The following is a 23,819-nucleotide window of genomic DNA, read 5'->3' as shown; positions in this document are numbered from 1 at the left end:
GGTCACCCCCCACCACCCAGCTCAGCCACGCTCACCCGCCGGAACTCGATCGTGTCGTACGCACTCACCACCCCCGTCTCATAAAGCACCCCAACCGTCCCCCCACCCACACCCACCAGATCCGAATACCCCGCCCACTCCCCCGACAACGTGACCGCCTTCACAAAACTCCCCCCGCCATCCGAACTCCGCCAAACCGCCATCCCCTCCCGCACATTGGGGACGGACGGTGCCGAGAACAACAACGGAGCCCCCTCGCCCGGCAGTTGAAGAACACTCCCCTCCACCACAGGCACGTCATCCAACGTGTGCTGCACGGTGTACGGCCGGTCAAGGCTCACGCCCCCGTCACTGGAGTACGTGTCGAGCCGATTCCCCGCACTCGTCCCCAACTGATCACGAGCGCTGAAGTACAGCCGCCCGTCGGGAAGTTCGGCCGCCGACGACTCGTTCGCGTTGTCGACCCCGTCGTACGTGGAGTCCACGAACCCCAGCCGCCACGTCTCACCTCCGTCGTCGCTGTACAGGTCGTGCCCGCCGTAGTACCTCGCCTCCTGACCGGTGTCACTCGACCCGGCGGCCGGCGCGGCGGAGTGGTTGGCCGGGATGACCAGGCGGCCCGCATGCGCGCCCCGCGTCAGCGCGACCGCGTGACCGGGACCCGTCGCGTACCACCGCCAACTCGGCAGCTTCACCTCCCCCGTGATGTCCCGGGGCGCGGTGAAGGTACGGCCGTCGTCCCAGCTCCGCTGCACGAACACCCGGCGGCTCTGCTCTGCCGTGACCTCACCCCGCATGATCTGGCCCTCGGTGACGACCCCGCTGTTGTAGGAGGTGACCAGCACGATCGCACCGGTGCGCGGGTCGACGACGGGCGCCGGGTTGCCCCGGGTGTCCCCGTCCCCCGCGGCCACCACCGCCATCGGACCCCAGGTGCAGCCGCCGTCGGCGGAGCGCCGGAGGACGACGTCGATGTGCCCGGTGTCGCCCGCGCTGTTGTGGCGTCCCTCGGCGAAGGCGAGGACGGTGCCCTGGTCGGTGACGACGGTCGCCGGGATGCGGTAGGTGTCGTAGCCGCCGTCTCCGGAGACGTACGGCACGGACGACGTGCAGCCGGAGCGCGCGGAGGCGTTCGCGGCGAAGGTGATCGGAGCGACCAGGACGGCTGCTACGAGCAACGTGCGGCTCAGGATGGTCATCGCTCTCCCTCATGGAGGTCGCCTCACGGAGGTCGCCCTCGCGGAACGACGCCGACCTGTCTGTCCGTCACAGCCTCCCCGGTGTCACCGGCCCGGACGCGCGCCCCACGACGCGCACGCCACCGACACCACCTGTCTCGGCCACCACGCCCCAACTCGCCCATGACACGCCTGACGTGCGTCTTTCACAACGATCACCCGACGTTCCCGCGCGGCGAGGCACGCGGCGGACCGCATCGAGGAGTTCGGCCGGACGAGTGTCCGTGCCGATGGAGGAAGACCAGGGAGCGGGTCCGCCTACGACGGCGTCCGCGCCGCCGCCAGCAGCCGGGTCACGTCGTCCGAGCAGATGGTGAGGGCGGCGCCCACCGTGGCCAGGGCGTCGCGTTCCGCCGGGGTGTAGGGGCCGTCGGCGAGGGCGATGCGGGCGCCCTGGAGGAGGATCGATTCGCGGCCCGCGGGGGCGAGGTGGGGGGCGAGCGGATCGAGGGCCTCGTGGAGTTCTATGGCGAGGCCCGCGCCGCTGGGTTCGCCGAAGACGCGGCCCGTGTCGGCGGCCAGGGCCTCGACGAGGGCGCCGAGCTGTTCCTCTGTGCACTCCTGGAAGCCGGCGGCGCGCACGGTGCCCGCGGCGGCCTCCAGGGACGTACGGGCGCAGCTGCCGCCCGCCGCGAGGACCGCGAGGGCGACCGTGTGGACGGCGTCGCGGAGCATCGCGGAGAAGCGGCTCGTGGTGGGGTGGTCGAGGACGTCGGTGCCGTAGTGGCCCTGGCAGGCCGCGCACTCGACGACCGGGCCGGTGTCACCGCGCGGCAGCACCGGCATGCCGAGCAGGGTGAAGCGGCGGCGCCCGGTGAGCCGCTGGTAGTTGCGGTCGCCCCCGCATCCGGGGCAGAAGAACTCGCCGTCTCCGACGCTGGTCCACGCGGTACGGATGCCCAGCACGCGCGCCGCTCGTCCCTCATGGACAACTCGGCCGTCTCGTCCCCGTTCAGGCAGCACGTCGCACCTCCGTAACGCCGCGGCAACATCGCCGCGCTGGCGTGATGTTAGCCACATTGTCGAGCCGGAGTCAGTACCCCGGACGAGACCTCTCCGTGACCTGCACATGGAATGGCCGGGAAACGACGGGGCCCCGGCCGCCGGAGACCGGCGTACGGGGCCCTTCGACGACGGGTAAACCGCCGGTCAGGATGGTTCAGCGGGTAGCGCGGTTGACGGCCGAGACGACCGCCTTCAGGGACGCACGTGTCGTATTCGCGTCAATGCCGATTCCCCACAGGATCTTGTCGTCGATCGCGCACTCGATGTACGACGCGGCCTGCGCGGAGGCGCCCTCGCTCATCGTGTGCTCCTGGTAGTCCAGGAGCCGTACGTCGATGCCGACGGAGCCCAGGGCGTCGAAGAACGCGGAGATCGGGCCGTTGCCGGTGCCCGTCAGGACGGTGTCGACACCGTCGACGGTGGCCTCGACCTTGAGCGTGTCCACGCCGTCGGTGTCGGTGGTCGACTGGCCGTTCTTCACCTGGATACGGCCCCAGGCGTTGTCCGGGTTCGGCAGGTACTCGTCCTCGAAGGTCGCCCAGATCTGCTTCGGGGTGACCTCGCCGCCCTCGGCGTCCGTCTTGGCCTGAATGAGCTTGGAGAACTCGATCTGCATCCGGCGCGGCAGGTCCAGCTTGTGGTCGTTCTTCAGGACGTACGCGATACCGCCCTTGCCCGACTGCGAGTTGACCCGGATCACGGCCTCGTACGACCGGCCCACGTCCTTCGGGTCGATCGGCAGGTACGGGACCGCCCACTCGATGTCGTCGACCGTGACGCCCTTGGCGGCCGCGTCGGCCTCCATCGCGTCGAAGCCCTTCTTGATGGCGTCCTGATGGGAGCCGGAGAAGGACGTGTAGACCAGGTCGCCCACGTACGGGTGGCGCGGGTGGACCTCCATCTGGTTGCAGTACTCCCACGTACGACGGATCTCGTCGATGTCGGAGAAGTCGATCTGCGGGTCGACGCCCTGCGAGAACAGGTTCATGCCCAGGGTGACCAGGTCGACGTTGCCGGTGCGCTCGCCCTGGCCGAACAGGCAGCCCTCGACGCGGTCGGCGCCGGCCATCAGCGCCAGTTCGGCGGCGGCGACGGCCGTACCGCGGTCGTTGTGCGGGTGGATCGACAGCACCACGTGCTCGCGGCGGGACAGGTGGCGGCCCATCCACTCGAAGCGGTCCGCGTGCGTCGACGGGGTCGAACGCTCAACGGTGGCAGGCAGGTTGAGGATGATCTCGCGGTCCGGGCCGGGCTGCCAGACGTCCATGACCGCCTCGCAGACCTCCAGCGCGAAGTCCAGCTCGGTGTCCGTGAAGATCTCCGGCGAGTACTGGTACCCGAACTCGGTCTCGGGGCCCAGCAGCTTCTCGGCGTACTCCATCACCAGGCGGGTGCCGTCGACGGCGATCTGCTTGATGTCGTCCTTGGAGCCGCGGAAGACCACGCGGCGGAAGACGGGCGCGGTCGCGTTGTAGAGGTGCAGGGTGGCGCGCTTGGCGCCCTTCAGGGACTCCACGGTCCGCTCGATCAGGTCCTCGCGGGCCTGCGTCAGCACGGAGATCGTGACGTCGTCCGGGATCGCGCCCTCTTCTTCGACGATCGAGCGCACGAAGTCGAAGTCGGTCTGTCCCGAGGCCGGGAAGCCGACCTCGATCTCCTTGTAGCCCATCTTGACCAGCAGGTCGAACATCGCGCGCTTGCGCGCCGGTGACATGGGGTCGATCAGGGCCTGGTTCCCGTCACGCAGGTCCGTGGAGAGCCAGCGGGGGGCTGCGGTGATCCGCTGCGAGGGCCAGGTGCGGTCGGGGATGTCGACCTGCTCGTACTGGCCGTACTTGTGGATCGGCATGGAACTGGGCTGCTGGCGATTGGCACGGCTGTGGCTGGTTGCCATGATGCGGGGGCTCCTCGTGGTGTCCTGAAGGACGGCCGACGGCGCAACGCCAGACTCCGCGGGGAGGGGGTCGGCCTACGACTACAGGCCCTCGCCGCGGCAGCTAAGGAGAAGCAGCCCGATACGCATGATGCGAAGCATGCTAGCCGAGTCGTACGCCGCGCGGGGGGCCGTATCACTATGCGGGATATTCGCCGTCGTATACCACTCTCCGCTACGAGACTGTGATGAATGTCCGCGTTTTCCACCAATCAAGGTTGCCGGTAGTGACATCCGCGTCACTCGGTGCCAGGGTGCCGACCATGACGACTCACGGGGGCTTCGAGCCCGTCTTCTGCACGATCGTCCCACCGCACGTCCTCGACAAGCTCGCCCAGCACGAGGACCCCGCGCTCGCCGGTCCCGCCCGCGAGACCCTGGAGCGCGACGCCTACGAGCGCACCCACCGTCGGCTGACCACGGTCATCGGCGCCCCGACCCTCGCCGCGCCGGCCGTGTCCGACAAGCCGCAGCGGACGATCTACGACGCGAAGCACAAGCAGGACCTGCCGGGGAAGAAGGTGCGCGCCGAGGGCTCCGACCCCGGCAAGGACGCCACCGTCAACCGCGCCTTCGCCGGGCTCGGCGCCACCTTCGAGCTGTACCTCAACGCCTTCAACCGCCACTCCATCGACGGCCAGGGCCTGCCGCTCAACGCGTCCGTCCACTACGACGTGAAGTACGACAACGCGTTCTGGAACGGCGAGCAGATGGTGTTCGGCGACGGCGACGGCGAGCTGTTCCTCGACTTCACCATCCCGGTCGACGTCATCGGCCACGAACTCACCCACGGCGTCACGCAGTACAGCGCGAACCTGACCTACTTCGGCCAGTCCGGCGCCCTGAACGAGTCGATCTCCGACGTCTTCGGCTCGCTCATCAAGCAGTACACGCTCGGCCAGACCGCCGCCGACGCCGACTGGCTGATCGGCGCCGGCCTCCTCGCCCCGCGCGTCTCCGGCGTCGCCCTGCGCTCGATGAAGGCCCCGGGCACGGCCTACGACGACGACGCCCTCGGCAAGGACCCGCAGCCCGCGACGATGGACGACTTCGTCAACACGGGCAGCGACAACGGCGGCGTGCACATCAACTCCGGCATCCCCAACCACGCCTTCTACCTGGTCGCCGACGCGATCGGCGGGCACGCCTGGGAGAAGGCCGGCCAGATCTGGTACGACGTCCTGACCGGCGGCGAGCTGAAGAAGGACGCCCTGTTCGCGGACTTCGCCAAGCTCACGGTGGCCGCCGCGAAGACGCGGTTCGGGGACGGCGGCGAGGAGTTGCAGGCCGTGACGAAGGCATGGGAGCAGGTCGGAGTGCCCACCACCTAGGGATTCCTCGCCTCGTCACCGCACCCGATCCGTACTAGACAGGGACCATGCGTATTCAAGTACGGCGCACGGGCGGTTTCGGCGGTATCCAGCGCCGCGGCGAGGTCGACACCTCGACGCGGCCCGACGCCCATGAGTGGCACGCGCTGGCCGAACGGGCGGTCGCCGCCGGGCACAGCACCCCCACGACAGGGGTCCCGGACGGCTTCCACTACGAGATCACGGTGGACGGAAAGACGGTGCACACGGCCGACCCCCGGCTCACCGACGATCAACGGGAGCTGATCTCACGGGTGTTGAAGGAAGGCGCGTGAGCTGATGTCCTCGGGCGGGCGTAACTGCTTGTTCACGCCCGCCCGTTGACACCCGTTACCGCCGGTACCGATGATCCGGCGCATGGCGATTGATGCAGGCAACCCGATACCTCGGTTCCCGGCCGGATTCCTCTGGGGCGTCTCGACTTCGGCCCACCAGATCGAGGGTGCGGCGGACGAACGCGAACCGTCCGTCTGGGACCGGTTCGAGGCCGAGCCGGGCCGGATCAAGGACGGCTCGACGGCGGCGGTGGCCTGCGACCACTACCACCGCCACCGCGAGGACGTGGCCTTCCTGGCCGACCTGGGCGTGGACGCGTACCGCTTCTCGATCTCCTGGCCGCGGGTGAACTCCCCCGGCGGCCTCGACTTCTACGACCGCCTCGTCGACGACCTGTGCGCGGCGGGCGTACGGCCGGTCCCGACCCTGTTCCACTGGGATCTCCCGGTGACGCAGGACTGGTTGCAGAGGGACACGGCGTCCCACTTCGCGGAGTACGTGTCGGTCGTCGCCGACCGCCTGGGCGACCGCGTGAAGAAGTGGATCACCCTCAACGAGCCTGCGGAACATACCCTGTTGGGCCACGCGCTGGGCGCCCACGCCCCCGGCAAGACTCTCCTGTTCGACGCGCTGCCGGTCGCCCACCACCAACTCCTGGCCCACGGGCTGGCGGTACGGGCCCTGCGCGCGGCCGGCGCCACCGACATCGGGATCGCCAACTCCCACGGCCCGACCTGGCCGGCGTCACAGGAGCCGGAGGACATCGAGGCGGCGAACTTCTACGACCTCCTGCTGAACCGCCTGTTCGCCGACCCCCTGCTGCTGGGCGAATACCCGTCCGGGCTGGGCGAGTTGATGCCGGGCGACGTCGAGTCCGACCTGAAGGTGATCGCCGAGCCGATCGACTGGTACGGGATCAACTACTACGCGCCGAGCCGGGTCGGGGCACCCCAGGGCGCGGAGATCGAGTTCGGCGGCCTCACGCTCCCCGCCGAACTCCCCTTCTCCGTAAGGGAGATCGAGAACGTCCCGGTGACGGACTTCGGCTGGCCGGTGGTCCCCGAGGGCCTCACGGAACTCCTCACCACCTTCCGCGACCGCTACGGCGACCGCCTCCCACCCGTCGTCATCACCGAGAACGGCTGCTCCTACGACGGCATCGACGACCAGGACCGCATCGCCTACCTCGACGGCCATGTCCGGGCGCTGCACGGGGCGTTGGAGGCAGGTGTGGACGTCCGCGGGTACTTCGTGTGGTCGCTGCTGGACAACTTCGAGTGGGCGGAGGGCTACGAGCGCCGCTTCGGCCTCGTACACGTGGACTACGGGACACAGGCGCGGACTCCGAAGGCGTCGTACGGCTGGTTCCAGGGCATGCTGCGGGCGCAGAGATGACGACGACGGGGAGTTCAGTGGACGACGGCAACCCGGCTCCCGCCACGGCCACTTCGGCCCTCGCCCTGGCCGAACCCGTCGAACGCGTGGGCCGGGGCTGGACGTCCGCGCTCTCGCTCGCCAACGGGGCGATCTGGGTGGGCTGGTACGGCCCGCTGCAGATCCTGCTGGCGTCACAGGCGAAGGACTTCGCGCCCGGCACCGGCATGTCCAAGGAGACGATGCTGGCCTGGGTGACGGGCGCGGGCGCGCTGGTGTCACTGGTCGCCAATCCGCTCTTCGGCGCGCTGTCCGACCGTACGACGGCGCGGTGGGGGCGCCGTACGCCGTGGATCGTGGGCGGGGCCGCGGGCGGGGCGCTGTCGTTGCTGCTGCTCGCGGGTGCGGGCGGGGTGTGGACGATGGCGGCCGGCTGGTGCCTGGTCCAGCTCACCCTGAACGCGGCCTTCGCGGCGGTCACGGCGGCCGTGCCGGACCGGGTGCCGAGGCTCCAACGGGGTTCTGTGGGCGGCTGGTTGGGAGCCGCGCAGATCCTGGGCGTGGTGGGCGGTACGGGTCTGGCGACGGCGGCCGGGGGCATCGGGGCGGGCTACGTGGCGTGCGCGGTGTTCACGGCGGTGGGCGTGCTGCCGTACGTGCTCCGCCACAAGGATCTCCAACTCCCGCCCACGGCACGGCCGGTGTGGTCCTGGCGGGGCTTCGTGCGGGGCTTCTGGCTGAGCCCGCGCCGCTACCCCGACCTGGGCTGGGCGTGGCTGACCCGCTTCCTGATCAACCTGAGCAACGCGCTGGTGCTGCTGTACCTCCTGTACTACCTGCGGGACCGCCTGCACTACCACGACCCCGACCAGGGCGTCCTGATCCTCACGGCGGTGAACGGCCTGACGCTGCTGGCCACGGTCGTGGTCGGCGGGGTCTGGTCGGACCGCGTCGGCCGCCGCAAGCCGTTCGTGATCTGGTCCGGCGTGCTGATGGCGGTGGCGACGGCGGTCCTCGCGGGCTGGCAGACCTGGCCGGGCGCGGTCGTCGCGGCGGCGGTCCTGGGCATCGGCTTCGGCGTCTTCACGTCGGTCGACTTCGCCCTGATGACGGACGTGCTCCCGAAGGCCCTGGACCGCGGCAAGGACCTCGGCGTGATCAACGTGGCGAACGCGCTGCCGCAGGTCGCGGCCCCCGCCCTCGCCGCGCCGATCGTGACGTATCTGGGCGGGTACCGGGTGCTGTATCTGGTGTCCGCGGTGATCGGGATGGCGGGGGCGTTGTTGGTTCGGCGGATTCGCGGGGTGGACTGAACAGGCGCGGGGGCAGGGTCAGAGCACGCCCGCGTCCCGTGCCGACCATGCCGTCGGGAACAGCGGGCGGTAGCCCAGCTCGCGGCGGATCCGCTCGGTGGACATGATGCCCGCCCACGGGTCGGGGTCGGTGCGTTCGTGGAGTTCGGCGGGGATCTCGACGCCGTTGAGCAGGTGGAGTTCGACCGCGGTGACCGGGGCGTCGTCGGCGATGTTGTAGATCCGGCCGGCGATTCCCGGGGCGTGCAGGATGCGGAGGAGGCCCTGGGCGACGTCCGCGTGGTGGCCCATGTGGAGGCGTTGGTTCGAAGCCCAATGTGCCGCCCATCGGAGGGAGTTGGCGAGGTGCGGGTCGCCTTCGCCGTAGACGAAGGGGAGTCGGGCTACGCGGATGTCCATGCCGTCCAGGGCGAACAACTCCCGTTCCGCCGTCGCCTTCGCGTCGGGGTAGGCGCCCCACATGTGGCCGCCGGGACGGCTCTCGTCCTCCTCGGTCATGGGGCGGCCCCGCCCGGTGCCGTACACGAGCCCCGTACTGACCTGGACGAAGCGCCGTACGCCGGAGGCGAGTGCCGCCTGTCCCAGGGCGACCGCCGCCGCGTGGTTGACGGCCCAGGCCTCCTCGTCCGGTACGCCACGGAAGGACGCGGCGACGTTCACGACCGCGTCGACGCCGGCGACCGCCTTGCCGAGGGCGTCCTCGTCCCGTAGATCTCCGAGTACGACCTCCGCGCCCAGGTCGGCGAATCGCTCGCCGCGGGCCGCGTCCCGCACCAGCACGCGCACCCGCTCGTCCGGCCTTGCCTGCGCCAGCAGCCTCGGTACGAAGCGGCGTCCGACCTGGCCTGTGGAGCCTGTCACCAGTGTCAACATCATGTGCTCCTCTTGTCCCGGTTCTCGTCTCCGACCAGCTTTGGGCAGGCGGGCCGATGCCGGGAGAGACCTTCCGGTCAGGGGATCGGCAGTCCCTGGATAAGCCGGGCGGACTGCCGCACCCTGGAAGCGTGAACCGAGCCGAACTCGCCGACTTCCTGCGCCGCGGCCGGGCCCGCCTGGACCCCGCCGACGTGGGCCTCACAGCCGGCCCCCGCCGCCGTACGCCGGGCCTGCGCCGCGAGGAGGTGGCCCAGCTGGCCGGGATGTCCGTGGACTACTACACGCGGCTTGAGCAGTCCCGCGGCCCGCATCCGTCCCGCCAGATGCTGACGGCGCTGGCCCGGGCGCTACGCCTGACGGACGACGAACGCGACCACCTGTTCCACCTGACCGGCGAGGAACCGCCGCGCCGGGGCGCTACGTCCACGCACCTTCGGCCGGGTCTTCTCCTGGTCCTGGACCGGCTGCACGACACCCCGGCCCACGTGTCGAGCGACTGCGGCGAGATGATCGCCCAGAACGCGATGTCGCGGGCTCTGACGGGCGACGTGTCCGCCCGCCCGCCCCAGGACCGCAACCTGCTCCGCCGTTTCTTCCTGAACCCGACGGCACGGGAGATGTTTCCCCCGGAGGACGTACCGGAACACGCGCGCACCCATGTGGCGAACCTGCGGGCAGTGGCCGCGGCCCGCCCCGACGACCCCGAGCCGGCCGCGCTGGTGGCCGAACTCCGGTCGTCCAGCGAGGAGTTCGCGCGGCTGTGGGAGGAACACGAGGTGGCGGTACGGCGTCAGTCCACGAAGCGGTTCCGCCACCCGCTGGTAGGCCTACTGGAGTTGGACTGCGAGATCCTCCTGAACCAGGACGCCCACCATCTGCTGATCATCCACACGGCCCGCCCCGGCACGGAGTCGTACGAACGCCTGCAGTTGCTGCGGGTGATAGGCCTCCAGGACCTGACCCCGGCCTCCCCGGGGGCTCCGCCCCCGGACCCCCATCGGCCCTGAAGGGGCCTCGTCCTCAAACGCCGGACGGGCTGAATAATGCCGGCCTGCGCTGAAAGGCTGGACGGGCTGAAGAGAACAACACGCTGAAAGATCAAGCCCGCCCGGCGAAAGCCCAGCCCCTCCGGCGTTTGAGGAGCGGGGCCTGGGGCGGAGCCCCGGAAGGATGGGACGGGTAGGGGCGGCGGGGGCGAGAAAAGGTCCTCAGAACCCCCAACTCCCCCTCTAGAAGCCGAGCTTCCGCAACTGCCGAGGATCCCGCTGCCAGTCCTTGGCCACCTTCACATGCAGGTCCAAGAAGACCGGCGTACCGAGCAACGCCTCAATCTGCTTACGCGACTTGATACCGACCTGCTTCAGCCGCGCGCCCTTCGGCCCGATGATGATGCCCTTCTGGCTGGGCCGCTCGATGTAGACGAACGCGTGGATGTCGAGGAGCGGCTTGTCGGCAGGCCGGTCCTCGCGAGGCAGCATCTCCTCGACCACGACGGCGATGGAGTGCGGCAACTCGTCCCGGACCCCCTCCAGCGCGGCCTCCCGGATCAACTCCGCGATCATGACCTGCTCGGGCTCATCGGTGAGGTCGCCCTCGGGGTAGAGGGCAGGCCCCTCCGGCAGCAGCGGAATCAGCAGATCGGCAAGCAGATCCACCTGCTGGCCCGCGACCGCCGACACCGGCACGATCTCCGCCCACTCGAACCCCAGCTCCTTACCGAGCTGATCGATGGCGATCAACTGCTCGGCAAGGGTCTTCGAGTCGACCAGGTCGGTCTTCGTGACGATCGCGATCTTCGGCGTCTTCTTGATGGACGCGAGTTCCTTCGCGATGAAACGGTCACCCGGGCCGAGCTTCTCGTTCGCCGGGAGGCAGAACCCGATGACGTCGACCTCGGCCCACGTCGTCCGGACGATGTCGTTCAGCCGCTGCCCGAGCAACGTGCGCGGCTTGTGCAGCCCAGGCGTGTCCACCAGGATCAGCTGCGCGTCCGGCCGATGGACGATGCCGCGCACCGTGTGCCGCGTGGTCTGCGGCTGGTTGGCGGTGATCGCCACCTTCTGGCCGACCAGAGCATTCGTAAGGGTGGACTTGCCCGCGTTGGGGCGGCCCACGAAGCAGGCGAAGCCTGCGCGGTGGGGGGCCTCCGACGACGCGGGCGGCTTGGATGACGGGGTACGAACGCTCATGGCGCCCATTGTCCCTGATCCACAAGCTCCCGCCGCACAACAGTCCACCCCCGCCCCTCACGGTGAGCTTTCGGAAACCCTGCCGCAACGAAACGTCACGGAAACACCCCCGTGCACAACCGGAAACCCGAGCCGGTGACCCTCTGACGAGCCCCCACACCGTTGGAGACGACCGTGCCCCTCTCCGTCACCGAAGCCGCCGGATCCGCCGCACACATCGACACCGGCGACACCGCCTGGCTGCTCGCCGCCACCGCCCTCGTCCTGCTGATGACCCCGGGCCTGGCCCTGTTCTACGGCGGCATGGTCCGCACGAAGAGCGTCCTCAACATGCTGATGATGAGCTTCGTGTCCATCGCCCTGGTCACGGTGGTGTGGCTGGCCGCCGGTTATTCACTCGCGTTCGGCGACGACATCGGCGGCGGCCTGATCGGCAATCTCACCCACGCGGGCATGTCCGGCCTCGGCCCGAACGCCGTCCACGGCACGGTCCCCACCCTCCTCTTCGCCACCTTCCAGCTCACCTTCGCGATCATCACGGCCGCGCTGATCAGCGGCGCGGTCGCGGACCGGGTCCGGTTCGGGGCCTGGCTGGTCTTCGTACCCGTCTGGGCACTGCTCGTATACGTTCCCGTCGCGCACTGGGTCTGGGGCCCGGGCGGCTGGATCGCGGCGCGCCTCGGCGCGCTCGACTTCGCGGGCGGCCTTCCGGTCGAGATCACGTCCGGCGCCTCCGGTCTGGCCCTGTGCCTGGTGGTCGGCCCCCGCCTCGGCTTCAAGAAGGACGCCATGCGCCCGCACAACCTCCCCATGGTGATGCTGGGCGCGGGCCTGCTCTGGTTCGGCTGGTTCGGCTTCAACGCGGGCTCCGCGCTCGGCGCCAACGGCCTCGCCGCCGTGGCCTTCCTCAACACCCTCACCGCCGGCTGCACCGGCCTGCTCGGCTGGCTCTTCGTCGAGCAGAAGCGCGACGGCCACCCCACCACCCTGGGCGCCGCCTCGGGCGCGGTCGCGGGCCTGGTCGCGATCACCCCGTCCTGCGGCTCGGTCTCCCTCCTCGGCGCGCTGGTCGTGGGCCTCGCCGCCGGTGCCGTCTGCTCGTACGCGGTCGGCTGGAAGTTCAGGCTGAACTACGACGACTCCCTCGACGTCGTCGGCGTCCACCTGGTCGGCGGCATCATCGGCACCCTCCTGATCGGCGTCTTCGCCACCGCCGAACTGACCGGGAAGACGGACGGCCTCCTCTACGGCGGCGGGCTCGCCCAGCTCGGCAGGCAGCTGGTGGCCGTGGTCGCCGTAGGGGCGTACGCGTTCCTCGTGACGTACGGCATCGGGAAGCTGCTCGACCGGTTGATGGGGCTGCGCGCGAGCGAGGAGGAGGAGCGGACCGGGCTGGACCTTACGGTGCACGCCGAGACCGCATACGATCACGGCGTCCTGGGCCACGGAGCCCCGGTCGGCACGTCCCTCACCTCCGCCTCCTCCGCTCAGAAGGTCAACTCCCAGGCATGAAGCTCATCACCGCGATCGTCAAGCCGTACCGCCTCGACGAGGTCAAGACGGCGCTCCAGGAGCTCGGCGTGCACGGCCTGACCGTCACCGAGGCCAGCGGCTACGGCCGGCAGCGCGGCCACACCGAGGTGTACCGCGGCGCCGAATACCGCGTCGACCTCGTGCCCAAGGTGCGGATCGAGGTCGTCGTCGACGACGCGGACTCGGACGCCGTGATCGACGCGATCGTCAAGGCCGCGCAGACGGGGAAGATCGGGGACGGGAAGGTGTGGTCGATCCCGGTCGAGACGGTCGTACGGGTTCGGACGGGCGAACGCGGCCCCGACGCGCTCTGACCGCCAGCACTCCCCCGACGAACCCGACCGCGAGCAGCAGCACCGCCGCGAGCCACGGCAGCGCGAAGAACGACGCGCTCGCCGACTGCTTCGTGCCCGGCGCGCTCGCGGTCAACGTGATGTCCCCCCAGTCGAGTTGGGGCGACCCCTTCCACGGCTCGCTCAGCTTCACGCGCTGCCCCGGCAGCAACTCGGCGGGGATCTTGGTCAGTCCGCGCGTCAGCAACGTACGACCGAACAACCCCTGCGCCTTGAGCGTCACCTTCGGATCGAGGGTGACATTCCCGGTGTTGTGCAGCGTGTAGGAGATCGTGGCGTCACTGTCCCCCAACCCCGGTACCAGCGGCTGGTGATGGGACACCTGCACATGTTCCACGGCGAGTGCGGGCAGCGTCGGTCCGCTGACCCGGAGGTAGACGCGGGCGCCGACGGCCCGCTGCACGCCGAGGGCGAGGGAGCCGTCGCCCTTGTCGACGCGTTCGTCGAGGGCGACCAACGCGCCCGGGTGGTCGCCCGGTTCGGCGCCTTCGGGCACGTGCAGGGTGAACGGCACGGTAACTGTCTTGTGGGCGGGGACAGTTACCCGCGACTTGGCGGGCTTCGCCCAGGCCCCCACCCCGCGCATCGTCTCCGTCACGGTCCGCACGGCGAACCCGCCGTCACGCGCGGTGTTGTAGGCATCGGCCGCGTACAGCCGGAAAGTGAGCGGCTTCGCCGTCTTGTTGGCGACGACCACCTTGTCCTGGATGGTCTGGCCGGGGTCGGCGGAGAGATAGAAGTAGGGCCGCGCGGCGACCTGCGAGGCGGCCGGGTAGACGGACCAACTGCCGTTGTCCGCCGCGTAGGTGGAGGGCGCGGCGAGCATCCCGAAGCAGAGGCCGAGGCAGAGGCTCAGGAGGAGGACGTACAGCTTGCGCATGGGTGCGGACCCCCACGGACGTGGTGTGTGGCGGTCGGGCGGGTGCGGGCGCCCGGCCACCGGAGGTGAGGCGGACGGTCAGGTGAGCGTCAGCGTGAGCACGCCGGAGTACGAGCCCGGAGGCGTGAACGCCGGTACGTTCAGGGAGAGTCCGGCGTCGACGGTGAACTGGCCGCCGGTGAGCGTGCCGTCGGGCGTGGACGCTAGCGTCGCTCCCGAACTGCCCACCGTGCCCGCCGAACCGGCCGCGCAGGTGCTCGGGCTGCCCGCCTTGGTGACGCAGGCGGGTGTCCAACTCAGCGCCCCGGCATCGATCTTGGCGCCGGGACCGGTGAAGTCGGTGACCTTGCCGGTCAGGGACCAGCCCGCGGGTCCGCCGCGGAAGTCCTGGACCGTCACCGTGTTGAGGGCACCCGTGGAGGCACCGCCCTTGCCGAAGTCGACGGCGGAGAGGCCCACGGCGTCCCCGGCCTGCGCCATGGACAGCGTGCCCGCCTTGACGGTGGTCGTCAGCTTCTGACTCCCCGGCGGAACGGGCGTGGTGTCGTTGACGACGTAGGCGGCGGGGCCCGCGCCGAGATCCGTGCTCCACGCACTGCCTTCGTAGGCCACGACCCCGGTGGTCGTCTTGTCATTGACGACGAGAGAACCACTGATCGTGCCGCTGCTGCCGGCCGTGACGGTCGCCGTGTCCGCGGTCTGGGCGGTTCCGGACCGCCCGGCCAGGGTCACGGTGGCACCCGGGGTGAAGTTGCTGCCGGTCACGGTGACGCTGTCACCGGCGTTCCCGGAGGCCGAACCCAGGCTGATCGCGCGGGTGTTGACCGGGGTGGTGGCGGTCGCGGTGACGGTCTCGGAGACCGGCGCCGGCGGGTTCGTCACCGTGCAGGGGGTGTCCAGCTCCAGGATGTAGCTGGTGTGGATGTTGTAGTCGCCGGGCGAGAGGGTGATCGCGCCCGGGGTGGTGACCGTGAAGGTGCCGGTCATGGAGAACGACGGGAAGGCGCCGTTGCCGGGCACCGGGTCGTTCTTCTTGGGCCCGGCCACCGTGACACTGCCGGTCTGGGCACCGCCGAGGGTGACCTTCCCGGTGGGCGTCATGATGTCGGCCGGCAGGGCGATCGCGGTCGGGTTGCTGGCGGCGGGCTTGACCACCGTGTACGTCACGGTGACGGTGTCGCCGACCTTCGGCGCGGTGTTGTCCACCGTGATCGCGGCGGTCGTGGTGCCGTCGATCGGCGGGATGCCCGCGACCGCCGGCGGGATGCAGTGCGTGGCGAAGTCCACGTTCGTGGACGCACCGGCCGGACAGGCCAGCGCACCGCCCGTGGCGACCGCGAGCGCGGTCACCCCGAGCAACGACGCCCAACGGCGTCTTCGGAATGTCGTAGCCATGGCTGTGCCCCCTCCTGAGGACGGTGGGCACAGCGGCTCGTCCGCGCCCACAGGGGGCATTGATGTGGGGATCGCGTGAGAAGTCAATGGACACGGTGAAATAAACTGATGGGCCGTCAGTTCCCGCAACAGCGGCAACTGACGGCCCAGTTGAGCCCGTGGGGGGAATTCTCAGGCGACTTCTCAGTCGAACACGAACGGACCCGGTGACTGCGGCCCGGTGGCCGTGCACGTGACGGCGATCCCGAAGATCGTCATCTGCAGCGAGCCGCCGTACGCCTCCAGGCTGTCACCTGAGGCCACGGTCCCGTCGAGCGGACCGACGGTGACGGCGTCGCCGGTCGCCATGGCCGGGTTCTTCGTGCCGCTGAAGACGGTGGTGCCACCGCTCGCGTTCTCGAACGTGAAGGTGGAGGAGATGGAGTCCTGCGACAGGGCGAGCGGCGCCGTGATGGAGGAGGTGATGGTGACCGTGGCCGCGGTGCCGTCCTGCGTGGCGGTGAGCGTTGCCGCGCCTCCGCCGAAGATGCCGCAGTCCGCGGTGATCGTCGCCGTCTGGGGAGTGACGGCGAGCGCGCTGGGCGCGAACGCCAGCGAGGCGGCCGCGAGGACCCCCGTCACCAGTGCCGCACCGGTACCGATCCGCTTGCTTCTCAGCTTGCCTTTCATGGGTCTGGTTCCCTTCCCGTGTCTGGGAATGCCATGTGGGGACGGACGGGACAACCACCTCAGAAACCCCTCACGCACGCGGTGCGGTGCGCCACGCGAGCGAGAATCTGACGGTCCGTCGGAACTTACGGTTCCATTGATGCGCGGGAGACGGGGGAAGAGCAAGGGCGAAATCTGGACGGCTTAATTCCGGACACGGTTCCTGTCAGTTGCTGGGGAGCGCCTCAACCGGCGGTCACCGTGAGGTGAACAACCCCGTCCGGCCCAGCCACCAACACCGGCGTCTCCGGCCCACCCAGATCCCGTACAGCCGCAAGATCCTCCGCAGCCACAGCCTCCGCCTCAGTAACGACCGCCGCCGCCTCCAACGACTTCGCCCCCGAGGCCACAGCCATGGCCACCGCCGTCTGCAACGCGCTCAGCTTCAGCGAGGCAAGGGCAACCGTCCCGGCGACATAAGTCCGCCCCGTCTCGTCCCGTACGGCCGCGCCTTCCGGCACACCATTACGGGCCCGAGCCGAACGGGCCAGGGTGACGATCTTGCGGTCCTCGGGATCAAGCGCGCTGCTGTCGGTCATGACCAGAGCATACGAAGGACAGGGACGGGGACCGACAAGGACCCTCACCCCGCCACGGGGTACATCGCCCCGCGCCGCCCCTCCGGAGAGGCCAGCCACTCCAGCTTCCCCACGGTGTTCGCCTCGTCCAAGGGCGTGTGCAGCACGATCGTGAGATCGGGCCGCGCCGGCACCTTCAACGCCGTCGACTCGACACACAGCAGCCCGACCAGCGGATGATCCAGCTCCTTACGGACCACCCCCGCGTCCAGGATGTCCCGCCGCGCCCACAACTCCCCGAACTCCGGGCTCACGGAGGCCAGTTCGGCCAGCACGGCCTGCAACCCCTCGTCGTCGGGCCGGTCCGCGCACGCCGCCCGGAACTGCGCGACGACGGTCCGCGCGTTCCGCTCCCAGCTCTGCGAACGGGCCCGGTAGAGCCGGTCGGTGAAGAAGTCGACGAGGCAGTTCTGGGTGTTCTCGGGCCGCATGCCGAGCACCCAGCCCGCCGCGTCGTTGTACATCACGCAGTTGTAGTAGCGGTCCATGATGTGCGCCGGAAACGGCATCCACGCGTCGATGAGCCGCCGCATGCCCTCACACCCGTGATCGGCGGCGGGTTCGGCGGCAGGCGGATTCAGCCCGGCCAGCAGGTACAGATGCCGCCGCTCGGCATTGCTCAGCCGCAGCACCCGGGCGACGGAGTCGAGGACCTGCGGCGACACCGAGATGTCCCGCCCCTGCTCCAGCCACTGGTACCAGGACGCGCCCACCCCGGCGAGCACGGCGACCTCTTCCCGCCGCAGCCCCGGCGTACGGCGCCGCGCCCCACCGTCCGGAAGCCCCGCCTCGGCCGGGGAGACCCGGGCCCGGCGGCTCATCAGGAACTCACGCAGTTCGCTCAGCCGACGACTTTTCAGGGCATCCTCAGCCACGTACACATCCCCCTCGTGCTGCCTGGTGGTGCCACCACCAGCACAACTTGCGGCTCCCCACGCCTATTCCGACGGCCGGAAGCTCGACACATGGCGACCGACACCACGACTCCCACCACCCACGAACCACTCGGCACTCCGAAACTGTCCACGCGCGACAAACTCGTCCTCTTCGTCCTCTGCGCGGCCCAGTTCATGGTCGCCCTGGACTTCTCCGTCCTGAACGTGGCCCTGCCCACCCTCGGCGCCGACCTCGGCATGAGCCAGTCCGGACTCCAGTGGGCGGTCACCGCGTTCGCGCTGCCGTCCGGCGGCTTCCTGCTCCTGTTCGGCCGCATCGGCGACCTCTACGGCCGCCGCCGGCTGTTCCTCACCGGCCTGACCCTGTTCGGCGCGGCTTCGCTGCTGGCGACCTTCGCCTGGGACCCGGCCTCGTTCCTGACGGGCCGGGCGCTGCAAGGCCTGGGCGCCGCGACGATCGTCCCCACCGGCATGAGCCTCCTCACCACCACGTTCCCCGAGGGCCCGGCCCGCGACCGCGCGCTCGGCATCTCCGGCACCCTGCTCTCGCTCGGCTTCACGGTCGGCATGGTGGCCGGCGGTGTCCTGACCGACGTGTTCGGCTGGCGTTCGACGATGGCCCTGCTGACCCTGTTCGCGGTCCTGGTCCTCCCGCTGGCCCCCGCCCTGCTCCCCGAGTCCCGCACCCCGGACCGCCCGCGCCTGGACGTCCCCGGCGCGTTCACGGTCACGGGCGGCCTGCTGGCCCTGATCTACGCCCTGTCGACGGCGGCCGGCCACGGCTTCGCCCACACGGACGTGATCACGACACTCGTCGCGGGCGTCCTGCTCCTCACCACGTTCGCGTACGTCGAGTCACGCACGACGCACCCCCTGGTCTCCCTCCCGATGCTGCGCCGTCGCACGGTGGCGTGGGGCAACCTGGGCGGACTGGTCACCTTCTCGATGATGTCGACGGTGGTCTTCGTCCTGACCCTGTACCTCCAGGAGATCCTGCACCTGTCGTCCTTCGAGACGGGCCTGGTCTTCGGCGTCCAGGGCATCCTCTCGGCGGTGGCCGGCGTCTACGCCCCGAAGGTCATCGGCCGCATCGGCGCCCGCCGCACCCTGATCGCCTCGCTCACCGGCCAGGCGGCTCTGACAGCCACCCTCCTGACCCTGAACACCCACACCTGGTCGGTCTGGGTGGCGACGGCCGCCGTCTCCCTGGCGAGCATGTGCCACCTGGGCGCGATCATCTCCTACGGCCTGACGGTCACCTCGGGCGTCCCCGACGAGGAACAGGGCCTGGCCACCGGCCTGGTCACCTCCACGCAGCAGATCGGCATCACCATCGGCATCCCCCTCCTGGGTGTCCTCGCCACCACGTCCGGCGATCTGATGTCGGGGGTCCACACAGTGGTCGGCATCGACGCGGCGATCGCGTTGGGGGCGGCGGTGCTGGTGGCCGTAGGACTCGGCAGGAACCGGAAGGCCCACCCGGCCGCCGTATGAGATGTCAGTCCAGGGTCTGGACGAGTTCGGAGCGCGTGGCCGTGTTGACGACCCGGCCGCGCGCTCCGTTCACGAGCGGCAGATACGGCGGGACATGACCGCACTCGACATCGGCGACCACCGGCACGCCCAACGATCCGAGCGCGTCCATGACGGCCTCGTGCTGGGTGAGCGTGGGGCTGTCGGGCGCGTGGGTCCGGCCGACCAGCACGGCGTTCGCCGCGTCGAAGAACCCGGCCAGCCGCATGCCGTGCAGGTTCCGGCAGATGGTGAACGCGTTGTCCTCGCAGGCCTCGACATAGACGAGCAGCCCCTCGGGGGCCGCGCTCCGCGCGAAGGCGGCGACGTCCAGGTACGGCGTCCCGGCGAGATTGGCCAGCGTCTCGACGCAGCCGCCGATCAGCCGGCCCTCGATGTCGACGTCGCCGTCACCGTCGAGGCGGGTCCAGCGTCCCGGGGTGTCGAGGGTGAGGTCCCGGACCTCCGGGTGGCCCGCGAAGTCGTCCCGGCCCGGGCTCCGATGACGGCCCGGCGGGGTCTGCGTGAACGGACCGCCCTGCGGCGCCGCGACGATGTCGAGCCAGGACAGCAGCCCCTCGGGCGCCCGATAGGGCGTCTCCATAAGGGAGTTGCCGTGCACGGTCGCGGTCCCGGTGAGCAGGGTCAGAGGCGTCAGCAGGGTCGAGATGTCCGAGTAGCCGACCACCCAGGTCGGCTCGGCGCGCCCGATCCGCTCGAAGTCGAGCAACGGCACCAGGTCGATCGCGGTCTCCCCGCCCCACGGCGGCACCACGGCCCGGATGCCGGGGTCGGTGAGCATGTCCGTCAGCTCGGCGGCCCGCTCACCGGCCGGGGCGCTGACATGGCTCGTCCCGTCCATGCACCGGCCGACGACGACCTCGTACCCGCGCGCCTCGACCTCCCGGATCGCGACGTCGAGGCGCTTGCGCAGCGCGTCCGGGACCCCGCTGGACGGAGATGTGACACCGACCCGGTCGCCGGGGCGCAGAGGACGCGGATATCGCACAGCAGCAGCCATACGCCGGATTCTGGCACGCCTTCACCAGCCGCTCACCGGGATTTACGGCCGGTCGAGCCGCAGCCGCTCCGCCCTGGGCAGACCGGCCACGACCAGGTCGTACGAGTCCTCGATCAGTTCCTTGAGGAGCCGGTCCGGGAGCTCCCCGTCCACCGTCACCGTGTTCCAGTGCCGCTTGTTCATGTGGTACCCGGGGATGATCAACCCCTCGTGCTCCTCCCGGAGTCGGATCGCGTCCTCCGGGTCGCACTTGAGATTGACGGTCAAGGGGCTCGCGTCCAGGCGGGTCAGGGCGAAGAGCTTGCCCAGGACCTTGAAGACGGACATGTCCGGGTTGAACGGGAAGTCCTCGACCGTCGCGTTGAACGACAGGCAGAACGCGCGCAGTTCCTCGGGGCTCACTCCGGCTTCGTCTCCTCCTCGGCCGGGCCGGCCGGATCCACCGGCTCGACCAGCACCGTCACGATCTTGTTCCTACGACCGGCCGAGGCCTCCGCCGTCAGCCGTAGTTCGCGCCCGTCGGGCAGTTCTACGACGGAGGAGGCACCGGCGATGGGAACGCGGCCCAGCGCCTTCGCGAGCAGCCCCCCGACCGTCTCCACGTCCTCGTCGTCGTAGGCCTCGAAGCCGTACAGCTCGCCGAGGTCGCCGATGTCCAGGCGGGCGGTGACCCGGTAGCGGTCGTCGCCCAGTTCCTCGACCGGCGGGAGTTCGCGGTCGTACTCGTCGGTGATCTCGCCGACGATCTCCTCGAGGATGTCCTCGATGGTGACGATGCCGGCCGTGCCGCCGTACTCGTCGATGACGACGGCGACGTGGTTGCGCTCCTGCTGCATCTCGCGGAGAAGGTCACCGGCGTTCTTGGTGTCCGGGACGAAGGTGGCGGGGCGCATGGCCGTGGAGACGAGTTCGGACTCGGCGTCGCGGCTGATGTGCGTCTTGCGGACCAGGTCCTTGAGATACACGATCCCGACGATGTCGTCCTCGCTCTCCCCGGTCACCGGGATCCGCGAGAAGCCGGAGCGGAGCGCGAGGGTGAGGGCCTGGCGGATCGTCTTGTAGCGCTCGATGACGACGAGGTCGGTCCTCGGCACCATCACCTCGCGCACGAGGGTGTCGCCGAGTTCGAAGACCGAGTGCACCATCCGGCGCTCCTCGTCCTCGATCAGGGACTCCTTCTCGGCGAGGTCCACCAGCGCGCGCAGCTCGGCCTCGGACGCGAACGGGCCGCGCCGGAAACCCTTGCCCGGGGTGAGCGCGTTGCCGATGAGGATCAGCAGATACGGGATCGGGCCCATGATCCGCGCGAGCGGCAGCAGCACGTACGCCGCCGCCGTGGCCGTGTTCAGCGGATGCTGGCGCCCGATCGTGCGCGGGGAGACCCCCACCGCGACGTACGACACGAGGACCATGACGCCGATCGCGGCGAGCAGCGCGGGCGCGGTGCCGTGGATCACGTGCAGGCACTCGTAGGTGACGAGCGCGGCGGCGGCCATTTCGCAGGCCACCCGCACCAGCAGGGCGACATTGAGATAGCGGGTCGGGTCGGCGGCGACCTGCGCGAGCTTCGCGCTGCCGCGCCGACCGGACCGTACGGCCTCCTCGGCGCGGAAGCTGGAGACGCGCGCGAGGCCCGCCTCCGCGCAGGCGGCGAGCCAGGCGACAACGACAAGGGCGATGGCCCCGACGACGATCTGAGGACTCATGGGATGAGGTGACCCGGTGCCCTAGGAGACCGTCGGCGCCGGGGAGGGGCCGGTGTGGCCCTTCTCCGCGCGCCAGCCGTCCACGATGGCGGCCTGGAGGCCAAACATCTCGGCCTTCTCGTCGGGCTCCTCGTGGTCGTAGCCGAGGAGGTGCAACACACCGTGGACGGTGAGGAGTTGGAGCTCCTCGTCCATGGTGTGCTGCGTCTCGGCCTCGGCCCCCTGCTTCGTGGCGACCTCCGGGCACAGCACGATGTCACCGAGGAGCCCCTGCGGCGGCTCCTCGTCGTCCTTGCTCGGCGGACGCAGCTCGTCCATCGGGAAGGACATGACATCGGTCGGCCCGGGCAGGTCCATCCACTGGATGTGGAGCTGCTCCATGGCGTCCTCGTCCACGACGATCACCGAGAGCTCGGAGAGCGGGTGGATGCGCATCCGCGCGAGGGCGTAGCGGGCGATGTCGAGGATCGCCTGCTCGTCGACCTCGGTTCCGGACTCGTTGTTGACGTCGATCGACATGGTCGTGCTGATCTACTTCCGCTTGTCACGGGCACCCTTGTGGGTGCCGTTCTCCGTACCGTTCTCGCTGTCGTACTTCTCGTACGCGTCGACGATACGGCCGACCAGCTTGTGCCGGACGACGTCCGCCGACGACAGGCGGGAGAAGTGCACGTCGTCGAGGCCCTCCAGGATGTCCTGCACCTGCCGCAGCCCCGACTTCGTGCCGCTCGGCAGGTCGACCTGCGTCACGTCACCGGTGATCACGATCTTCGACTCGAAGCCGAGCCGGGTGAGGAACATCTTCATCTGCTCGGGGCTCGTGTTCTGGGCCTCGTCCAGGATGATGAAGGCGTCGTTCAAGGTACGGCCACGCATGTACGCCAGCGGTGCGACCTCGATCGTGCCCGCCGCCATCAGCTTCGGGATGGACTCCGGGTCCAGCATGTCGTGCAGCGCGTCGTACAGGGGACGCAGGTACGGGTCGATCTTTTCGTAGAGGGTGCCCGGGAGGAAGCCCAGGCGCTCACCCGCCTCGACCGCCGGGCGGGTCAGGATGATCCTGCTGACCTGCTTGGCCTGCAGGGCCTGGACCGCCTTGGCCATGGCGAGGTACGTCTTGCCGGTGCCGGCGGGGCCGATGCCGAAGACGATCGTGTTCTTGTCGATCGCGTCGACGTACCGCTTCTGGTTGAGCGTCTTGGGGCGGATCGTGCGGCCTCGCGAGGACAGGATGTTCTGGGTGAGCACCTCGGCCGGTGTCTCCTCGGGACCATCCCCGTTCTCACTCGCCCGCAGCATGGCGATCGAGCGTTCCACTGCGTCCTCCGTCATCGGCTGCCCGGTGCGCAGCACCAGCATCATCTCGTCGAACAGGCGCTGGACGAGGGCGACTTGGCGGGCGTCGCCGACCGCGCTGATCTCATTGCCCCGGACGTGGATGTCGGCCGCCGGGAAAGCCTTCTCGATCACGCGCAGGAGGGCGTCTCCGGACCCCAGGACGGTGACCATCGGATGCTGGGCGGGGACGGTGAACCGTGCCTTCGCCTGCTCCTGCGCGGGGCTGTGAGCTGTGGGTGTCTGAGTCATGGGCCGGCTCTGTAGGCCTTGCTCGTCCTCCTCGGAAAGACTCGCCCGCCACAAGGGCGGCCTGGTGATTCCAGGG

Annotated in this window: 23 protein-coding genes; 8 read left to right on the top strand and 15 right to left on the bottom strand. The window is 69.8% G+C overall.

What is annotated here, in order from left to right; translation table 11 throughout:
• Positions 1–2: 2 nt before the first annotated feature.
• The 3 genes from OG504_RS35270 to leuA form a co-directional block, all read right to left on the bottom strand.
• Positions 3–1,199 carry an exo-alpha-sialidase gene (locus tag OG504_RS35270; RefSeq protein WP_405993411.1) on the bottom strand — a complete coding sequence of 399 codons (1,197 nt, stop codon included), beginning with the start codon at positions 1,197–1,199 and terminating at the stop codon, positions 3–5.
• Between the two features lie 297 nt (positions 1,200–1,496).
• Positions 1,497–2,201: a TerB family tellurite resistance protein gene (locus OG504_RS35265; protein WP_033285974.1), complete on the bottom strand. Its 705-nt coding sequence runs from the start codon at positions 2,199–2,201 to the stop codon at positions 1,497–1,499.
• A gap of 196 nt (positions 2,202–2,397) precedes the next feature.
• Positions 2,398–4,137 carry a 2-isopropylmalate synthase gene (gene leuA, locus OG504_RS35260; RefSeq protein ID WP_405993410.1) on the bottom strand — a complete coding sequence of 580 codons (1,740 nt, stop codon included), beginning with the start codon at positions 4,135–4,137 and terminating at the stop codon, positions 2,398–2,400.
• Positions 4,138–4,439: 302 nt separating this feature from the next.
• Between leuA and OG504_RS35255 the strand changes: the two genes are divergently transcribed.
• From OG504_RS35255 to OG504_RS35240, 4 genes are all read left to right on the top strand, one after another.
• Positions 4,440–5,507, top strand: coding sequence for a M4 family metallopeptidase (locus OG504_RS35255; protein WP_405993409.1), 1,068 nt, complete (start codon positions 4,440–4,442; stop codon positions 5,505–5,507).
• Positions 5,508–5,554: 47 nt separating this feature from the next.
• Complete coding sequence (locus tag OG504_RS35250; protein WP_405993408.1) at positions 5,555–5,821, top strand: protealysin inhibitor emfourin; 267 nt, start codon at positions 5,555–5,557, stop codon at positions 5,819–5,821.
• Positions 5,822–5,891: 70 nt separating this feature from the next.
• The gene (locus tag OG504_RS35245; protein WP_405993407.1) at positions 5,892–7,217 is read left to right on the top strand and encodes a GH1 family beta-glucosidase; all 1,326 of its coding nucleotides are present in this window, start codon (positions 5,892–5,894) and stop codon (positions 7,215–7,217) included.
• Positions 7,214–8,509, top strand: coding sequence for an MFS transporter (locus tag OG504_RS35240; protein ID WP_405993406.1), 1,296 nt, complete (start codon positions 7,214–7,216; stop codon positions 8,507–8,509). Before OG504_RS35245 ends, OG504_RS35240 begins: the two co-directional genes overlap by 4 nt.
• Before the next feature lie 18 nt (positions 8,510–8,527).
• On the opposite strand, the gene OG504_RS35235 is transcribed toward OG504_RS35240, so the two are convergent.
• Entirely contained in the window at positions 8,528–9,382 is an 855-nt protein-coding gene (locus tag OG504_RS35235; protein ID WP_405996515.1) for an NAD-dependent epimerase/dehydratase family protein, read from the bottom strand.
• 131 nt (positions 9,383–9,513) lie between these two features.
• Between OG504_RS35235 and OG504_RS35230 the strand changes: the two genes are divergently transcribed.
• Entirely contained in the window at positions 9,514–10,392 is an 879-nt protein-coding gene (locus OG504_RS35230) for a helix-turn-helix transcriptional regulator (protein ID WP_405993405.1), read from the top strand.
• A gap of 222 nt (positions 10,393–10,614) precedes the next feature.
• Here the strand turns inward: OG504_RS35230 and era are convergent, their stop codons facing one another.
• A complete protein-coding gene (gene era / locus OG504_RS35225) occupies positions 10,615–11,574 on the bottom strand; it encodes a GTPase Era (RefSeq protein WP_405993404.1) in 960 nt (319 codons plus the stop codon).
• Positions 11,575–11,748: 174 nt separating this feature from the next.
• On the opposite strand from era, the gene OG504_RS35220 reads away from it, so the two are divergent.
• Together OG504_RS35220 and OG504_RS35215 are read left to right on the top strand one after the other, a co-directional pair.
• Positions 11,749–13,086 (top strand): ammonium transporter, encoded by a 1,338-nt coding sequence (locus OG504_RS35220; RefSeq protein WP_405993403.1) that lies wholly within the window; start codon positions 11,749–11,751, stop codon positions 13,084–13,086.
• Positions 13,083–13,421, top strand: coding sequence for a P-II family nitrogen regulator (locus OG504_RS35215; protein ID WP_200682139.1), 339 nt, complete (start codon positions 13,083–13,085; stop codon positions 13,419–13,421). Before OG504_RS35220 ends, OG504_RS35215 begins: the two co-directional genes overlap by 4 nt.
• Here OG504_RS35215 and OG504_RS35210 read toward each other — a convergent pair.
• The 5 genes from OG504_RS35210 to OG504_RS35190 all read right to left on the bottom strand — a co-directional run bounded on the left by OG504_RS35210 (position 13,315) and on the right by OG504_RS35190 (position 17,842).
• On the bottom strand, positions 13,315–14,340 hold the full coding sequence (locus OG504_RS35210) for a WxL protein peptidoglycan domain-containing protein (RefSeq protein WP_405993402.1): 1,026 nt from the start codon (positions 14,338–14,340) through the stop codon (positions 13,315–13,317). The two genes, OG504_RS35215 and OG504_RS35210, sit on opposite strands and share 107 nt — an antisense overlap.
• Before the next feature lie 78 nt (positions 14,341–14,418).
• Complete coding sequence (locus tag OG504_RS35205) at positions 14,419–15,735, bottom strand: beta-xylosidase (protein ID WP_405993401.1); 1,317 nt, start codon at positions 15,733–15,735, stop codon at positions 14,419–14,421.
• Between the two features lie 183 nt (positions 15,736–15,918).
• Positions 15,919–16,404, bottom strand: coding sequence for a hypothetical protein (locus tag OG504_RS35200; protein WP_033285965.1), 486 nt, complete (start codon positions 16,402–16,404; stop codon positions 15,919–15,921).
• A gap of 224 nt (positions 16,405–16,628) precedes the next feature.
• Entirely contained in the window at positions 16,629–16,982 is a 354-nt protein-coding gene (locus OG504_RS35195) for a cytidine deaminase (protein ID WP_405993400.1), read from the bottom strand.
• Positions 16,983–17,026: 44 nt separating this feature from the next.
• A complete protein-coding gene (locus OG504_RS35190) occupies positions 17,027–17,842 on the bottom strand; it encodes a helix-turn-helix transcriptional regulator (protein WP_405996514.1) in 816 nt (271 codons plus the stop codon).
• Between the two features lie 144 nt (positions 17,843–17,986).
• Between OG504_RS35190 and OG504_RS35185 the strand changes: the two genes are divergently transcribed.
• The gene (locus tag OG504_RS35185; RefSeq protein WP_405993399.1) at positions 17,987–19,411 is read left to right on the top strand and encodes an MFS transporter; all 1,425 of its coding nucleotides are present in this window, start codon (positions 17,987–17,989) and stop codon (positions 19,409–19,411) included.
• Between the two features lie 4 nt (positions 19,412–19,415).
• On the opposite strand, the gene OG504_RS35180 is transcribed toward OG504_RS35185, so the two are convergent.
• The 5 genes from OG504_RS35180 to OG504_RS35160 are packed head-to-tail and all read right to left on the bottom strand — an operon-like array spanning position 19,416 to position 23,743.
• Positions 19,416–20,450 carry a S66 peptidase family protein gene (locus tag OG504_RS35180; protein WP_405993398.1) on the bottom strand — a complete coding sequence of 345 codons (1,035 nt, stop codon included), beginning with the start codon at positions 20,448–20,450 and terminating at the stop codon, positions 19,416–19,418.
• A gap of 42 nt (positions 20,451–20,492) precedes the next feature.
• Complete coding sequence (locus tag OG504_RS35175) at positions 20,493–20,852, bottom strand: MmcQ/YjbR family DNA-binding protein (protein WP_405993397.1); 360 nt, start codon at positions 20,850–20,852, stop codon at positions 20,493–20,495.
• Entirely contained in the window at positions 20,849–22,156 is a 1,308-nt protein-coding gene (locus OG504_RS35170; RefSeq protein WP_328683422.1) for a hemolysin family protein, read from the bottom strand. Before OG504_RS35170 ends, OG504_RS35175 begins: the two co-directional genes overlap by 4 nt.
• 21 nt (positions 22,157–22,177) lie before the next feature.
• Positions 22,178–22,675 (bottom strand): rRNA maturation RNase YbeY, encoded by a 498-nt coding sequence (ybeY, locus tag OG504_RS35165; RefSeq protein ID WP_405839883.1) that lies wholly within the window; start codon positions 22,673–22,675, stop codon positions 22,178–22,180.
• Between the two features lie 12 nt (positions 22,676–22,687).
• Positions 22,688–23,743 (bottom strand): PhoH family protein, encoded by a 1,056-nt coding sequence (locus tag OG504_RS35160; RefSeq protein WP_019064209.1) that lies wholly within the window; start codon positions 23,741–23,743, stop codon positions 22,688–22,690.
• Positions 23,744–23,819 lie beyond the last annotated feature (76 nt).

It is taken from the genome of Streptomyces sp. NBC_00986 (assembly GCF_045162565.1).
Taxonomy (GTDB): Bacteria; Actinomycetota; Actinomycetes; order Streptomycetales; family Streptomycetaceae; genus Streptomyces.
The sequence above is the reverse complement of the archived record's forward strand: the minus strand, read 5'-3'. Positions and strand labels throughout refer to the sequence as shown.

Bases quoted from the DNA above. Each gene is read 5' to 3' on its own strand.
- OG504_RS35245 (WP_405993407.1), top strand. From the start codon at position 5,892: ATGATCCGGCGCATGGCGATTGATGCAGGCAACCCGATACCTCGGTTC.
- OG504_RS35235 (WP_405996515.1), bottom strand. From the start codon at position 9,382: ATGTTGACACTGGTGACAGGCTCCACAGGCCAGGTCGGACGCCGCTTC.
- era (WP_405993404.1), bottom strand. From the start codon at position 11,574: ATGAGCGTTCGTACCCCGTCATCCAAGCCGCCCGCGTCGTCGGAGGCC.
- OG504_RS35215 (WP_200682139.1), top strand. From the start codon at position 13,083: ATGAAGCTCATCACCGCGATCGTCAAGCCGTACCGCCTCGACGAGGTC.
- OG504_RS35160 (WP_019064209.1), bottom strand. From the start codon at position 23,743: ATGACTCAGACACCCACAGCTCACAGCCCCGCGCAGGAGCAGGCGAAG.
- OG504_RS35255 (WP_405993409.1), top strand. From the start codon at position 4,440: ATGACGACTCACGGGGGCTTCGAGCCCGTCTTCTGCACGATCGTCCCA.
- OG504_RS35185 (WP_405993399.1), top strand. From the start codon at position 17,987: ATGGCGACCGACACCACGACTCCCACCACCCACGAACCACTCGGCACT.
- OG504_RS35200 (WP_033285965.1), bottom strand. From the start codon at position 16,404: ATGAAAGGCAAGCTGAGAAGCAAGCGGATCGGTACCGGTGCGGCACTG.
- OG504_RS35180 (WP_405993398.1), bottom strand. From the start codon at position 20,450: ATGGCTGCTGCTGTGCGATATCCGCGTCCTCTGCGCCCCGGCGACCGG.
- OG504_RS35250 (WP_405993408.1), top strand. From the start codon at position 5,555: ATGCGTATTCAAGTACGGCGCACGGGCGGTTTCGGCGGTATCCAGCGC.
- OG504_RS35190 (WP_405996514.1), bottom strand. From the start codon at position 17,842: ATGAGCCGCCGGGCCCGGGTCTCCCCGGCCGAGGCGGGGCTTCCGGAC.
- OG504_RS35240 (WP_405993406.1), top strand. From the start codon at position 7,214: ATGACGACGACGGGGAGTTCAGTGGACGACGGCAACCCGGCTCCCGCC.
- leuA (WP_405993410.1), bottom strand. From the start codon at position 4,137: ATGGCAACCAGCCACAGCCGTGCCAATCGCCAGCAGCCCAGTTCCATG.
- OG504_RS35195 (WP_405993400.1), bottom strand. From the start codon at position 16,982: ATGACCGACAGCAGCGCGCTTGATCCCGAGGACCGCAAGATCGTCACC.
- OG504_RS35210 (WP_405993402.1), bottom strand. From the start codon at position 14,340: ATGCGCAAGCTGTACGTCCTCCTCCTGAGCCTCTGCCTCGGCCTCTGC.
- OG504_RS35170 (WP_328683422.1), bottom strand. From the start codon at position 22,156: ATGAGTCCTCAGATCGTCGTCGGGGCCATCGCCCTTGTCGTTGTCGCC.
- ybeY (WP_405839883.1), bottom strand. From the start codon at position 22,675: ATGTCGATCGACGTCAACAACGAGTCCGGAACCGAGGTCGACGAGCAG.
- OG504_RS35205 (WP_405993401.1), bottom strand. From the start codon at position 15,735: ATGGCTACGACATTCCGAAGACGCCGTTGGGCGTCGTTGCTCGGGGTG.
- OG504_RS35270 (WP_405993411.1), bottom strand. From the start codon at position 1,199: ATGACCATCCTGAGCCGCACGTTGCTCGTAGCAGCCGTCCTGGTCGCT.